Genomic DNA, 14405 nt, shown 5'->3' with positions numbered 1-14405 from the left:
GGTAGCTGCCATGACCATAGCGGATGGCAATACCCGGTTACGTTACCGCGATATTGGCGCGATGCCGCCCGCACCCGTAACAGGGGCCTGGATACACGCTGCGTTCACTCCTGCTGAGCGGCGGGAACCCTGGATGAATGAAGTATTGAAGGAAAGCGATGAGCTTGTCGATGAGCTTTTGTCGGCCGATATCATTGTCGCGGGTGTGCCGATGTATAACTTCGGGCCGCCAGCCCAGTTCAAGGCCTACATCGATAACATTGTGCGGGTTGGCCGTACGTTCGGGTTTGACCGCTCGCGTTCCGGCGCACCTTATTGGCCATTGGTGGACAGCGGCAAACGTCTTGTTATTCTGTCTTCCAGGGGTGATTATGGCTACGGGCCTGGCGAGCATGCGGCGGGGCAGAACCATGTTGAATCGTCTGTCAAGACGGCATTCGCCTACATTGGCATTACGGATGTGCACGGCGCCGCCGTGGAGTTCGACGAATTTGCAGATCAACGGCTCAAGGATTCTATTGCGCAGGCAGAAATTGCGGTTGATGGTCTTGCCAAAAAATTACTGGTCAGGTCGGAAAGCCTGCAGAATGTTGATGCTTATTCATCCACAGCTGTACAGTAGTTTCCCTTCATACCGGGCATCCCCGACAGGTATTGGTAAATGAGAGGGATCAGCATTCTGTGCGGGTCAATCGGGGATCTCGTAATCATAGGGGATAAATGACAAGCCACTAGCGGTGAGTGTCGTGCGTATTTCTTCATCAAAGAACTTTGTGAATGAGCGTGTGATTAAAGACGTTGGCTGAAACGTTGGAAAAAGAAGCCACATGTCAAACAGCACAGGCGGATCAATTTTTTTGATGATTATTTGGCCCTCACTGAAACCCAGGGCACTGAACGGATCAACAATGGAGATCCCGGCCCTTTCGACCACAAACTGGCATGCAGCTTCGGACATCTGCGCCTCGGCAACGATTCTTCGGCGCCGTTCCCGCCCGCGAAAATATTCTTCTACGAGAAATTGCGTCCGATCTTCGGTGGTCAATGCAATAAAGGGTTGTCCGTCAAAATCACTGGGAACAATTACTTCCTTGCCTGCAAGCGGGTGGCCAGGGGGCAATGCGCAAACACCTTCCACCTGCATTATCTTTACCAGGCGAATGCCAGGCCTATCTTTGGCCAGAAGGCCAATACCGATATCGCTGCGTTGTGCTGTCACCCATTCAATCAGGAAACGCGAGCCGCTACTCGTCATCAGTGGACGTACGTTGGGGTGCGACTGAATGAAACGGGTCACGATGCCCGGCAATATCCGCGTACATAATGCGGGGAATGCGGCAATGTTCAGCGTTCCGAATCGCTGTTCGCGAATTTCTCGAACCTTCAGCTGAATGTCTTCCGAGCTGATGATCATGCGCTGCACTTCATTGAACAGCAGTTGCCCTTCGGCTGTAACCGTCAATCTGTTGCCCTGTCGCTGAAACAGTTTGAAGCCGCATTTCCGCTCAAGTTCGGCAATTAGCTTGCTAACTGCGGGCTGAGAAATATGCAGCGTGATAGCTGCGCGGGTGATGCTCCCATTTTCCATGACAGCCTGGAAAGCTTCGAGTTGCCGTATTTGCCACATCATAACCTCACAGAATGGAAGCCTTAAGTATTCTCAATTGAAGTATAGGTAGCGTTTTGATCTAATTCAATTCATACGAAGCAATAAAACAAAATATCCCAGCAAGGGCTAACTAGGAGTGAGACATGGCTACAGTTAAACGATGGGCAGTCTTGAGTGCTTCAGCAACAGCGCTGGTCTTGACCGGCGTGTCGGTAACCCAGGCGGCGACGATCACCGTTGCGACATATGGCGGAGAATGGGGAGATGCCATCCGGGATTGCCTGACAGAGCCATATACCAAGGCTACGGGTAACGCAGTCACCCCGGAGCCTGGTGTGGCAGGCGTCACACTGGCCAAGCTTAAGCAGCAGGCGGGCAATCCAACCATTGATGTTGCCTGGCTGGATGGTGGCGTATCGGAGCTTGCGGGGCAGGCCGATGTACTCGAGCCTCTGGATCCAACAGCTATCCCCAATCTTGAGAAGGTTATTCCTGAAGGCATATACAAACGGCCGGATGCAAGCATCTACGCGGTCAGCACCGGATTCTACGCGCTGGGGCTGGTTTACAACACAAAGGAAACAAAGACGGCGCCCACATCATGGAACGATTTATGGAGTCCTGAGTACGCGGGCGTGGTCACTATCCCGAGTCCATCCAATGCCATGGGCGTCCCGTTTGTGTATGCGATTAACCAGGAGCAAGGCGGAACGTCGGCGGATTTCACGCCGGGTTTCGAGAAACTGAAGACCCTGGAGGTTTATAGCTACTTTCCATCGTCCGGCAACGCCACGAACAGCTTTCAGTCTGGTGAGGTGATCATTGGCGCTCATTATGCATCGGCTGCCTGGGCCATGAAAGACAAAGGCTTACCTGTCGCTTACGTTGTGCCCAAGGAAGGCGCCCTTGGTGGAGATATTAGGTTGCACATCACCAAAGGCACGAAGCATTTGAAGGAAGCGCAGGAGTTCGTCAATTTCGTTCTGGAGCCCAAGCAGGCCGCCTGCATGAGCGATCGCCTGTACATCGGACCGGCCACCGTTGGCGCTGAGCTGAGTCCAGAAGCACAAAAGCGTATGCCCTGGGGTGAAGCAGGCTCGATCAAGAACCTGTTGATTACAGACTGGGATGACGTCAACGCCAAACGCAGCGCCATCAATGACCAGTGGAACAAAACGCTGGCTCGATGAGTGATGTCCTTTTTGAAAGGAACAGCCGCAATGACAAGAATGCGCGAACTGATAAGGTTGGATAACGTTGTCAAGCGTTATGGCGATCTGACCGTTCTGGACAGAGTCTCCCTGAGCGTATATGAAGGCGAGTTTCTGGCGCTCCTGGGGCCCAGTGGTTGCGGCAAGACCTCTTTGCTGGGGACTATTGCCGGATTCCTGGTGCCGGATGAAGGAACGTTGACAATAGACGGGCGTTCAGTACTGGCGGATCCTCCGAACCTACGGCCTGTAAATACGGTTTTTCAGAACTACGCCCTGTTTCCCCATCTGACGGTGTTTGAGAACGTGGCATTCGGCCCGCGTCGCCATGGCGTGCGAAAGCAAGAGATCACGGCCAGCGTGAACGAGTCATTGGCACTGGTCAGTATGGAAAAAATGGCCCATCGCTACCCCTCGGAACTTTCGGGAGGGCAACAACAACGTGTGGCGCTGGCGCGGGCAGTGGTGAACAGGCCCAAAGTCCTGTTGCTTGATGAGCCGATGGCTGCGCTCGATCTGAAGCTGCGAAAACGAATGCAGATTGAGCTCAAACGATTGCAGGAAAGGCTGGGAATCACATTCATCATTGTGACGCATGATCAGGAAGAAGCCTTGGTCATGGCCGACAGGATTGCTGTCATGTCCAACGGCGTCATCGAACAGGTGGGCACAGGAGAAGAGATATACGCGAGTCCTAACAGCAGATTCGTCGCTGATTTTGTCGGTGAGGCGAACCTGATCGATTGCGATGTAGACGGAAAAGGATATCTGCGCAGCGCGAAGTCGGACATTGCATTGCCGTACTCGGTATCAGACTCAGGTGTATCAAAGGCGACGCTGATGTTGCGCCCTGAGTCTATCCACTTGGGAAGCTCAGGTGACACCCCGGGTTACGTCAGTGCATCGGGCAAGGTGAGAGAAGTGATATACGCCGGTTCTCTCAGCCGTATCTATCTCTGCAGTGAAATCGTCGATGAACTGGTAGTTACCCGGAATGCCTCTCAGGCAGGGTGGGTTGCGCCGTCTCCAGGCGAAATTGTGAGCATCAATTGGCGGCAGGAAGACGCACGCGTACTGCCCTGCTAGCGGTTCTGTAGCATTTAAATGCCTGTACGGTTCTCCAGCGATGGGGCACGGAAGGGGCGACCTTAGGTATGCGCAACTGCGCAAAGGAATAGCATTCATGTCCACAATCAAAGTGCTCACCCCCACTTGCACCCTGGGGTACGGATTCTGTGACGAGGCGCTCAGGCGCGGAATGAAATGGCAACCCGATGTGATCGCGGTGGACGCGGGTTCAACGGATCCTGGTCCGTATTACTTGGGTTCAGGCAAAACGCTGGTATCGAGCTTTGCAATAAAACGGGAGCTCAAGCAACTGCTGCAAGCGGCGCGCCAAGCCGGAATCCCCATTATTGTGGGCAGTGCAGGAGGTGCCGGGGCACGTCAGCATGTGGATGCCACGGTAGCGCTTGTTCGCGAAGCGGCGCGCGAGTGCGGATTGAGCTTTAAGTTGGCCTGGATATATTCAGATATTTCGGGCGAGGCTGTGGCTCAGGCCATATCGCAAGGAAACATCCGGGACTTTGAGGCAGGTTTTCAACTTGATGTCGAAGCCGCCTTGAACAGCACTGCAATGGTTGCCCAAATGGGCCATGAACCGATTGTGGCGGCCCTCGAGCAAGGCGCGGACGTCATTATTGCTGGTAGGGCTTGCGATGACTCGGTCATCGCAGCGTTTCCAGTATGGAAGGGCGCCCAACCAGGATTGGCCATTCACATGGGGAAAATCTTGGAGTGTGGCGCCTTCTCGGCCGAGCCGCATGGAACGGACGTGATGCTTGGTGCCATTGACGAGTCCGGCTTCACGCTTGAGCCGGGAAGCGAACACAGGAGAGCTTCGCTCATCTCTGTCGCTGCTCACACCCTGTACGAACGAGAAAATCCGTTCGATCAGGCGGGGCCAGGGCACAGATTGGATCTTTCCCACTGCACATTCGAGCAGATTTCGGATAGGGAAGTGCGGGTTGGTGGTTCACAGTTCATTGAGGCTGATGACTATTGGATCAAGCTGGAGGGGGCTCGCATGGTGGGGTATCGCTCCATCTGTATCGCGGGGATACGCTGCCCAAGCATGATCAGGCAGATTGATGCGCTGCTCGAGGACACCAGGGCCAAGGCCTTGGAGTACTTCGATTCTCCAACCCTGAAGATAGAGTTTCATGTATATGGTCGCGACGGAGTTATGCGCGAACTTGAGCCAGAACCAGAGAAAACCGGAAAAGAGTTGGGCCTGGTCATCGAGGCAGTTGATCAGACTCAGGCGTCGGCGAATGCTGTCGCTCACTTTTTGAGCGGAACGCTGCTGCACTGTAGTTTTCCCGGGCAATTCAACACTGCGGGGAATCTGGCCTTTCCGTATTCTCCGTCCGAAATTGATGCTGGCCCTGTGTATGAGTTTTCGGCATATCACCTGATGAAAGTGCAGTCGGCAACGGAACACTTCAAAACGCATTTCGAGGAGGTTTAACGTGGAAACCATTGGACTTTCTTCTATCGCCTCCGTTATTCGCAGCAAGAATGCTGGGCCCTTTCTTTTGACATTCGATGTTCTGTTCGAGTCTTTCGACAAATATTGCCAGGTATGGGAAGGCGGAAGCTTTACACGGGACAACATCTCTGTGCTTTTTGGTGTTTCGCCCGAAGCGGTCACCTCTATATTCGCCGTGCCGCGCGGTCAGGCCATCAAGCTGACGTTGCGCCGCCCCTTGGCGCAGGGAAAGCCCGGCGAGAGCGACATGTACGGATGTCAGCAGCACGCTCCGCTCCTGGATTTTCAGGTAAAGCTGAAAAAGGCCTGAACAATGGAACTGGACCGGCGCTCAGCGCTACTTCTATTGACGATACCGCTGCTCTTTCTGGTGGCGTTCTTCGCCGTGCCATTTTTCGTGGTGGCATTGGAGAGTCTGCGCACTAGCGACGGAGCCTGGAGTCTGGCTCAGTATGCAAAGCTGGTGTCCAGTTGGTTCTATCTTGATGTCTTATGGTTTACCTTCAGAATCGCTTTGTGGGTAACGCTGGCTTCATTTCTGATCGGCTACCCTCTGGCCTACTACATGACGCGCGTCGTCAAGCGACGGTGGATAAAGCGCTTGCTCTACATTGTTGTTATCACGCCGCTGTTCACCAGCAACATTGTGCGCTCGTTCGGCTGGATGATCTTGCTAGGCAGACGTGGGCTGGTCAACGATAGTTTGATGGCGCTGGGGCTGACTGAATATCCTTTGCAGCTGCTGAGCAACGAGTTAAGCATCGTCATAGGGATGACATACATAATGACACCGTTTATGGTGCTCACCATATCAGCGGTGCTGCAGAATATCGATATCACTCTGGAAACGGCAGCGCGTGACCTTGGCGCCAATCCCCTGGTTACCTTTTTCAAAGTCACGTTCCCACTTAGCTTACCTGGCGTTATAGCTGGCACCCTCATTGTGTTCACGCTGACGGTTAGCGCTTATGTGACGCCTAGCATCCTCAGCGGCGGAAAGAAAACAGTGATGTCCATGCTGATTTTTCAGCAGTATGCGGCAATCTTCGACTTCCAGTTCGGTGCAGCGTTATCTGTGGCGTTGTTGTTCACCACGCTTGTATTGATATCGCTCTATCGCGTATTCGGCAAACCCCGCTCGCGCAAGTCGGTCAAGGAGGCAGCAGCATGAGTCATTCTGTTCCCCTTGGCCGCTGGTTGTTGCATGGGTTTTGTCTGCTTGCGGTCGCGTTCCTGTTGATGCCTCTTATCGTCATCGTGGCGGTATCTTTTACAACGACTGAATATCTGGCCTTTCCTCCGGAAGGGTTCACGCTACGGTGGTATCGACAGTTTCTCCTGGACAAGTCATATATTGATTCGATTCTCCTGAGCGCAGGGCTGTCCGTCAGCGCAACCTTTACCGCCATGGTGCTGGGCATTCCCGTCGCACTGGTGCTTTCCCGGACAACAACGAGGTTCAATGGGATTGTCACCGGCCTATTTCTGTCTCCGCTCGTTTTGCCCACTATCGTCATTGGCGCGGCGTTGCTTCAGTTTGCCTCCCAACTGGGCATGGCCCGCACGTGGACGGCCCTTTACATTGGACACACAGTTCTGGTTATCCCCTATCTGGTGCGAACCACCCTTGCGTCACTGAGTCGATTCGATGTAAGCCTCGAACGGGCATCGCTAGATCTGGGGGCGTCGCGATTCAAGACTTTTTTTCTGGTCACGTTCCCCTTGGTGAAATCAGGCATCGTGGCGGGCGCGCTATTTGGTCTGATTATTTCGTGGGTGAATGTCGAGCTGAGTATTTTCAACTCGACCTCTGCGTTACTCCCCCTCCCGGTAAAGCTTTTCAACTACGTTCAGTACTCCATCGATCCGATGATTGCAGCGGTGTCCGCCTCGACCATCTATGTGGCGGTGATTGTGGTGTTGGTCATCGATTGGACAATTGGCATCGATAGGGTCAATTCCAGCTAAGCGCCCAGGTGCGGTTCGCACTTGGTAGTCAGCTCAACCAGAACGATGCATTGGACACGCAGCTTAATTGTCACTGCGTTGGCGTTGCATCGTCCCAAATTTTTCGCAAAAGGACATTCTATGCAAAGCACAGCCACGCACAGCCAGACTAATGCGCCGCTCAAGGACATCAAAGTTCTAGAACTCGGGTCCATGCTGGCAGGTCCGTTCGTGGGTACCATGTTGGCGGATTTTGGCGCCACGGTTATCAAGTTGGAAAAGCCAGGCAAGCCGGACGCATTGCGTGAGTGGCCGCCCCACAAAGGTGAGGTGCCTTTGTGGTGGAAAAGCATGGCCAGGAATAAGCACCTCATTACGCTGGATATCTCGCGCGCCGAAGGGCGCGATATTGCGCTGGAATTATTAGCCTCCACAGACATCGTCATCGAGAACTTCAAACCCGGCACGCTGGAACGTTGGGGGCTGGGGCCTGATGAGCTGGCGGAACGCTTTCCACATATCGTCTGGGTTCGCGTCAGTGGCTACGGACAAACGGGGCCGCTATCAGCGCGCGGGGGTTATGCCACCATCGCAGAAGGATTCAGTGGGCTTGCGTCCTTTTCGGGTTTTCCACAGACCGGTCCTGCGGTGTCGTCGTTTCCGATGGGTGATTATCTTGCCGGGATATTCGGTGCGTTTGGCGCGCTGGCCGCCCATCACCACCGAGAGAAAACGGGTCAGGGCCAGGTGGTGGATGTAAGCCTGTTCGAGCCGCTTTTTCGGATTGTTGAATCTGTCGTGCTGCGCTACGACCAGACGCAAATGAAAAAACCACTGCTCGGAAATCAGATGGAGGAGGATGTGCCGCGCAATGTCTACGTTACTGCCGATAAGGGTTATGTGGCCGTGAGCTGTGGTTCGCAGCGCATCTTTGAGAATCTTCTTGCTGCCATGGACCGCAAGGATTTGCTGGGAGATGCTCGTTTTGAAACGATGGCGCGTCGGGTTGAAAACCGAAATGTCATCGACCAGATCGTTGCGGACTGGGTCGCGCAACGGCAGCTGGATGACGTGATGGCTGCCTTTGACACGCATGGTGTCGTCGCCGGCCCCATCATGGACATTCAGGCTATTTTCGACAACGCCCATTATGCGGCGAGGCAGGCCATTTCAACCGTGGACGATCCCGACCTCGGTATGTTGCGCATGCCGGCGCCTGTACCCAAGCTCAGTGTGACCCCAGCGGAAATTCGATGGGCTGGCAAGAAAACTGGCGCGGATAACGAGGCAGTTTTCGCTCAAATCAATTTGTCGCCGGAGCGTTTGGCGCACCTTAAGGAAACTGGAGTCATATGATGAGCCAGGAAACCACTACAGCGACCTCTCAACCTGAAATAGGTATCGTTGGATTTGGACAGTCCGCCTACAGCAAGAAGACGGACCGAACGCTGATTTCCTTGCTTGCCGATGCGAGCAGGGCTGCGCTGAACAGCTCGGGACTCAAGAAGAGCGATATCGATGGCATATCCGTGTGCTCATTTGTGTTGCCACCAGACAATGCCGTAACCCTGGCCGAGCAGTTCGGATTACCAGTGGGATGGGCGTATTACGGCACCGCCGGCGGCGCTGGCCCCGTGGCAGCCGTGCTCAACGCGGTGCGGGCCATAGAGGCAGGCCACGCTACCACGGTCTTGTGCCTGGCAGGGGACAACTACGACATCGACGGCCATTACAAGCTCATGGATCAGTTCCATCTTGCCTTGCACAACTATGCAACGCCAAATGGCTTCGGTGGTGCGAATGGGTTATTTGGAATCGTACAGCGCAAGCATATGGAAACCTACGGCACGCAATCCAGACAACTGGGCAAGATCTCCGTCGGCCAGCGTTATAGCGCGCAGCGGAATCCGAACGCGCTGTTGCGAGGGCCTATGACGCTGGATGATTATTTGTCCGCCCGCATCATCGCCGATCCCATCAGGCTTTACGATTGCGTGCTGCCTTGCGCGGGGGCCGAAGCGGTTATTGTCACCGCCCTGGATCGCGTCGAGCCATCGCGTCGGATCCGAATTTTGGCCGGCTATGAGCAGCACAACTATCCAGTAGGGGAAATAGCGCCATTGGAGGGTGGGTGGAAGTGCTTTACGGACAGGCTTTTTTCTGATGCTCAGCGCAGCCATGATCAACTGGATTTTGTGCAGGCTTATGACGACTACCCCATCATGGTGGCGATTCAACTCGAAGACTTGGGTTTCTGCAATAAGGGCGAAGTGGGTGCCTTTCTGGAAAAGCACGAATTTTCATTTAACGGAAGCTTTCCCCTGAACACGAATGGCGGGCAGCTCTCATGCGGGCAGGCCGGTGCAGCCGGTGGAATGATCGGCCTGGTGGAGGCGGTGCGCCAACTTCGACACGAAGCCGGTGACTTCCAGGTTGAGACGGCACGTTGTGGGTTGGTGTCTGGATATGGCATGGTTGGCTACGGCCATGGCTTATCCAGCAGCGCAATCATTCTGGAGAATGAACAGTGAATATATCTGACAACAGAGCATACCCGCAGCCAGTGGTGGATCGCGACAACCGAACTTATCTGGAAGGGTGGAAGAACGGCTCGCTCATGCTTCAGCAATGTGCAGGCTGCCATGCGATGATTTTCTATCCCCGGCCCATGTGCCCGCACTGTTGGAGCGATTCGCTCTCCTGGATCAAAGCCAGCGGGCGCGGCAGGGTTGTTTCCTACAGTATGATCCATCGCCCCAATCATCCATCGTTCAATGACGAAACGCCGATTGCATTGGCAGAAATCGTGCTGGAGGAGGGGCCTACGTTGCTCGCGCGCGTATTGTCGCAAGATGTGAAGAGTGGAATGGCCGTCGAACTGGCAAATGATCCTGAATCTGTAGCGCGTTATCCTCTACCGATTTTCAGGCCTCGCCTGAGCGAATGACTGATGGGGGCCAGGAGGTCATTACCGCGCTTGCGATAAGGGTTAGGCGCGGTGGAGGAATACATGCAAAACGCAGGTGCGCAAGGATGTGGACGCTTTGTCGCTGCTATTTTGCTGACTGGCGTCAACCTGCGCCCAGCGATTATCAGCGTATCGCCTTTGTTGCCTGTCATACAGAGCGACTTGGGCTTGACGGCTGGCGCTGCCGGGTTGCTGACTTCACTCCCTGTCTTGTTACTCGCCCTGTCTTCCCCGGCTGCTTTACTGTTGGCCGCCTGGAATATTGAGAGTCCGCGAGTAATAGCATGGTCGCTGATAGGCTTGGCTGGCGGCATTGCTATCCGCTCGCAATCGCTGTCGCCGGATTACGGGGTTGGGGCGCTGTGGGTCGGCACTGTTGTGATCGGTCTCAGCATCGGCATCGCGAATGCGACGCTACCCGGCCTGGTACGTCAAATGCCTCAGCCGGCGAGATCTGTGGGCACTGCCGTGTTGAGCTTTGCCTTGTGTCTAGGGGGTGTGCTGGCTGCAGGTGTCACGGAGCCGTTGCGCACGCTGATGGAAGGTCAATGGGCGCTGGCATTCTCGGTATGGGTGCTGCCTGCCGCCTTGTGCGCGCTGTGCTGGTGGAGGCTGCCTGGAGCTATCCCTGTCGCCGCAACACAAGACAATGCGTCACAGTCGCAGTTCACAGTCCCTCGTTTTAGCCTTTCGCTTTGGTGTCATCCGCTATCGCTCTCGCTTTGCGCAAATCCTGGCATGCAATCGCTGCTATCGCACAGCACGGCAGCATGGTTGCCCACCATCCTGGTGGGGCGAGGTATGGGGGATGTATCCGCAGGAGCCGTTCTTTCGGTTGCCATGGGGGCGCAGCTCATCACTTCCCTGGGTGGTGTATGGCTGGCTGGACGCAGCGACACCCAGCGTGTGCCGATCATCGCGATGTATCTGTTAGCTCTTATTGGCTTTGCCGGCTTGGTGGACGGCGACATGGGGTGGACGTGGTGGTATGCCGTTTTGCTGGGTCTGGGGCAGGGCGGCACCTTCAGCATTGGGCTATTGATGATAGTACTGCGCAGCCCTAATTCAGCGATTACGCTTCAGCTTGCGGTGATGTCGCAGTTATTCGGTTATACGATTGCGTCGATTGGTCCTTGGCTTCTTGGGGTGCTTCGAGATTACTTCGGCTCGTGGGCCTTTGCCAGTGGGTTTGTGCTGATTGCGACGGCTTTGGGTATGGCGGCGGCGTGGCATGCCAGTGGGCATCGGCAGTTTTCTTCCTAGTTGCTGGTAGCGCCGCCAGCCATGCCATCCGCATGATTCATAAGCGTGATTGCCCGCTTTTCCATCAACAGGCAGTGCAGCATCTCCGACGACAAACCATGCAACACCAGCCGGTGCCCGGCCCGCAGTGTTGAGAGTGGCACAAGGGGGTGACTGTTGTTGACCAGGATCAGATGCTGCGGCGCCTGAAGAATCTGCGCCGCATAGATCCCGATCGTCTCGTCCAGTTGCAGTGAGTTTGCGGCACGCCAGAAATCATTGTCGGTCAGAAAAAGCTGGTAAAGCGGTGTGAACAGCTCGATCGCGCTTTGCAAATCCAGTACATTTGTCCAACTGTGAGGCATCGCGGCAAGATCCACATCAGGCGCCTTGACCATCGAAAAGTCGATCTCGGCTGGCGGCTTGATTTCCTCTCCGGCTTCTCGCAGCGCCTGGTTCAGGCGAATCACGAAGCTATACAGGTTGATATCGTGCTGGACGAACAGATTATCTCTAAGCTCATCGATATTGCGTGGCTGCAGCGGGTGTGTCACAACAGGTGTCGGACAATTGGCGCTGATGAACGCCAGAATCTGCGACCCCAGATGGAAGTGCCTAAGGATGAGCCAATTGGCTTCTGGCCGCACAAAGCGCTTGAGCCCCCACACCAGTATGCGATGCAGCAAGCCAGAGTTTGACCAGCGTTTTGGCAGGAAAGTCTTGATGACCTGGATCAGAATAATGAGCAGCCGGGCAATGGGGCGCAGAAAGGGCAGCAGGTATTGCCGTGCGCGAGACCCCGAGTCGCGTAGCCAGGCTGCCTTGACCTCATCGGGCAGGGGTGTGCTGCGATCCAGATACATGGCCAGCCAGGGATCAGGGTCGTTGGGGTCGAAATGGTCAATGTTGAAGTCGGGCGGGTTTTTCATCCGTTAGTGCTCTTTTACATGCTGGAACTGCATCAGGTACAGGGCGGCCGTTCGTCTTGCTGTGTTGACGATATTGCGTTCGGCAATCCCGGCGTCGTCGCACGCCAGGGCCAAGCCTACCGCACTTAGCCAGCGCGCCAGATGGTGCTCGTCGTTATGGCCATGATATTCAAGAAAACGGAATGCGTCTGGCGGCAGTGACAGACTGGCTTTGAGCAAGGGCAGGAGAGCAGGTACGATGCGTTGGCCTGTGCCTTCGATAATATAGATGGCGCCCAGCAGGCCAATGGGATCACGCGTAGCCGCGAGCGCGTGCAGGTAAGCGTTCAGCGCTTCGCCGCCAGGGTTACGCCGGAACGCATCAATATCGTTGATTGAACCGCCCGCACGCTGGTAGTCGCTGAAAAGAATCTTGAAATCATCCTGTTCTTCGCCCGCATGCGTGTTAATGAGGCTGGCAAGCGGCGCGTAGGTGTCGGATAGCGATGCCGTGGCTTCGCGCATCCACTTGGCGCCTTCGCGCACCTGCGGAATCCAGTTTGCCATCCAGCGCTGGTAATCGACAACACTGAACTTGTGCTCACGCAGATCGCGCAGTAATGGTGTGCGCCATACACGCGACCGATAATCGTGCCAAATGGCTGCGAGCTCGGTGAGCAATGGACCCAAGCCTTCGGGCGCTTGATCCGGATCATGAGGCGGGGCGATTGCACCCGCATCCATAGACTGGGTGGATAGGGGCGGCAGACCTCGCGCTGTGACCTGTTGTGTTGCCGAATCGAGCCTTGATTCAACTGCTGGCGTGTCCGCTTCCGCCTCAAACAACATATAAGAAGTCGTAAAACGGCCAGACTCAGGGACGTAGCATAGGATTTGATCGCCTGGCGCCAGCGCGCGGGTTTCAAGGAACTCCGCAAGCATGATGAGAATGGACGCAGCGCCCGTGTTGCCCCGCCAGGCCAGATTGCTGAACCAACGTTCCCGAGGAATGGCAAGTCCTGCGTTGCTCATCAGTGCATCTACGACGGGAATGAATTTTTCTGACGAGTAATGGCACAAGAAGTGACTGATGCGTTCGGGATCAACCCATTTGTCGCGCACAAGACCGACATACTCATGAATGCCTATATCAAACAAATGCGGCAGCAGCCGGATATCCTGGCGCAGTGAGAGGGCGCCGTCCATCTCCGCCGATGCCCAGGATGGGTAGTCCAGATGCGTCTGCCCGCCATTTTCCCTCATGCCAAGTTGCATGCAGACGGGGTAATCACCGGAGAAAGAACGCTGGTGTACCCATTTGAGCCGTAGTTGCAGCCCCGGCGCAATACCGCCGCCGGCGTCGCGCCTGCCTAACAGCGCAGCGCCAGCGCCGTCCGACAACATCCAGCGCAGAAAATGTGAGTTGAAATCGGTGTTGTAATCCCGAGCGGCGAAACGGGAACGCTTGAACAGCCGGGAGGGCATCTCGCTGGCTACGGCCACGCCCAGGGAGTGGGCGCCCAACTCAATGCTTTGAGCGACCGATTGAATGGCGCCGACACCCGCGGCGCAAATGCCATGGACGGAGAGGGTTTCCAGTGGGGGTGCAGACATCCAGCCCTGGACCATATTTGAAAAACCTGGCATCAGGGTGTCACCGCCCGAAGTTCCGCTTGCAAGCAAGGACACATCGGCGAGATCGATCTGTGCACGCCGCAGGCAATGCTGTATGGCTTGTGCAGCCAACTCGGCATTGGACATGGTTGTATTGCCTTCGGCATCAATTGCGTAATGACGCTGGCGTATTCCGTTTTCGGACAGCACGCGGTGTTTGATACGGCGGGACACGCGATTAAGCGGGGCAATATACGCATCCATCTGCTCGTTGTCCACGGGCTCTCCTGGCATGAAGTAACCGGTGCTTTTCAGATAGACATGTTCAAAGGCTGTAGGCATAGAGGGCGAGCTT

At 55.3% G+C, this 14405-nt stretch carries 14 protein-coding genes; 11 read left to right on the top strand and 3 right to left on the bottom strand.

The features are described 5' to 3' along the window. Positions 1 to 10: 10 nt before the first annotated feature. The gene (locus ERE07_RS05875; RefSeq protein WP_130007887.1) at positions 11 to 622 is read left to right on the top strand and encodes an FMN-dependent NADH-azoreductase; all 612 of its coding nucleotides are present in this window, start codon (positions 11 to 13) and stop codon (positions 620 to 622) included. Between the two features lie 66 nt (positions 623 to 688). On the opposite strand, the gene ERE07_RS05870 is transcribed toward ERE07_RS05875, so the two are convergent. Further along, positions 689 to 1630, bottom strand: a complete 942-nt coding sequence (locus tag ERE07_RS05870; RefSeq protein WP_130007886.1) for a LysR substrate-binding domain-containing protein — start codon at positions 1628 to 1630, stop codon at positions 689 to 691. A 122-nt stretch (positions 1631 to 1752) separates the two neighbouring features. Between ERE07_RS05870 and ERE07_RS05865 the strand changes: the two genes are divergently transcribed. The 10 genes from ERE07_RS05865 to ERE07_RS05820 all read left to right on the top strand — a co-directional run bounded on the left by ERE07_RS05865 (position 1753) and on the right by ERE07_RS05820 (position 11549). After that, positions 1753 to 2799 (top strand): ABC transporter substrate-binding protein, encoded by a 1047-nt coding sequence (locus tag ERE07_RS05865; protein ID WP_130007885.1) that lies wholly within the window; start codon positions 1753 to 1755, stop codon positions 2797 to 2799. Between the two features lie 30 nt (positions 2800 to 2829). Then, positions 2830 to 3906, top strand: coding sequence for an ABC transporter ATP-binding protein (locus ERE07_RS05860; protein ID WP_130007884.1), 1077 nt, complete (start codon positions 2830 to 2832; stop codon positions 3904 to 3906). 97 nt (positions 3907 to 4003) lie between these two features. Further along, positions 4004 to 5350 carry an acyclic terpene utilization AtuA family protein gene (locus ERE07_RS05855; RefSeq protein ID WP_130007883.1) on the top strand — a complete coding sequence of 449 codons (1347 nt, stop codon included), beginning with the start codon at positions 4004 to 4006 and terminating at the stop codon, positions 5348 to 5350. Between the two features lies 1 nt (position 5351). Beyond that, entirely contained in the window at positions 5352 to 5681 is a 330-nt protein-coding gene (locus ERE07_RS05850) for a DUF4387 domain-containing protein (protein ID WP_130007882.1), read from the top strand. A 3-nt stretch (positions 5682 to 5684) separates the two neighbouring features. Further along, positions 5685 to 6542 carry an ABC transporter permease gene (locus tag ERE07_RS05845; protein WP_130007881.1) on the top strand — a complete coding sequence of 286 codons (858 nt, stop codon included), beginning with the start codon at positions 5685 to 5687 and terminating at the stop codon, positions 6540 to 6542. Then, the gene (locus tag ERE07_RS05840; protein WP_130007880.1) at positions 6539 to 7339 is read left to right on the top strand and encodes an ABC transporter permease; all 801 of its coding nucleotides are present in this window, start codon (positions 6539 to 6541) and stop codon (positions 7337 to 7339) included. Before ERE07_RS05845 ends, ERE07_RS05840 begins: the two co-directional genes overlap by 4 nt. 120 nt (positions 7340 to 7459) lie before the next feature. Beyond that, positions 7460 to 8674, top strand: a complete 1215-nt coding sequence (locus ERE07_RS05835) for a CaiB/BaiF CoA transferase family protein (protein ID WP_167670745.1) — start codon at positions 7460 to 7462, stop codon at positions 8672 to 8674. Continuing rightward, positions 8671 to 9849: a thiolase family protein gene (locus tag ERE07_RS05830; protein ID WP_130007878.1), complete on the top strand. Its 1179-nt coding sequence runs from the start codon at positions 8671 to 8673 to the stop codon at positions 9847 to 9849. Before ERE07_RS05835 ends, ERE07_RS05830 begins: the two co-directional genes overlap by 4 nt. A 35-nt stretch (positions 9850 to 9884) precedes the next feature. Further along, complete coding sequence (locus ERE07_RS05825) at positions 9885 to 10265, top strand: Zn-ribbon domain-containing OB-fold protein (protein WP_130007877.1); 381 nt, start codon at positions 9885 to 9887, stop codon at positions 10263 to 10265. A gap of 63 nt (positions 10266 to 10328) precedes the next feature. Continuing rightward, positions 10329 to 11549 carry an MFS transporter gene (locus tag ERE07_RS05820; protein ID WP_130007876.1) on the top strand — a complete coding sequence of 407 codons (1221 nt, stop codon included), beginning with the start codon at positions 10329 to 10331 and terminating at the stop codon, positions 11547 to 11549. Here the strand turns inward: ERE07_RS05820 and ERE07_RS05815 are convergent. Both ERE07_RS05815 and ERE07_RS05810 read right to left on the bottom strand, forming a co-directional pair. Continuing rightward, positions 11546 to 12457 carry a DUF6999 family protein gene (locus ERE07_RS05815; RefSeq protein ID WP_130007875.1) on the bottom strand — a complete coding sequence of 304 codons (912 nt, stop codon included), beginning with the start codon at positions 12455 to 12457 and terminating at the stop codon, positions 11546 to 11548. The genes ERE07_RS05820 and ERE07_RS05815 overlap by 4 nt on opposite strands. 3 nt (positions 12458 to 12460) lie before the next feature. Further along, positions 12461 to 14392, bottom strand: coding sequence for an iron-containing redox enzyme family protein (locus tag ERE07_RS05810; protein ID WP_130007874.1), 1932 nt, complete (start codon positions 14390 to 14392; stop codon positions 12461 to 12463). Positions 14393 to 14405: the final 13 nt, after the last annotated feature.

Origin of the sequence: Allopusillimonas ginsengisoli, from assembly GCF_004153455.1 — a bacterium.
GTDB lineage: Bacteria > Pseudomonadota > Gammaproteobacteria > Burkholderiales > Burkholderiaceae_B > Allopusillimonas > Allopusillimonas ginsengisoli.
The sequence above is the reverse complement of the archived record's forward strand: the minus strand, read 5'-3'. Positions and strand labels throughout refer to the sequence as shown.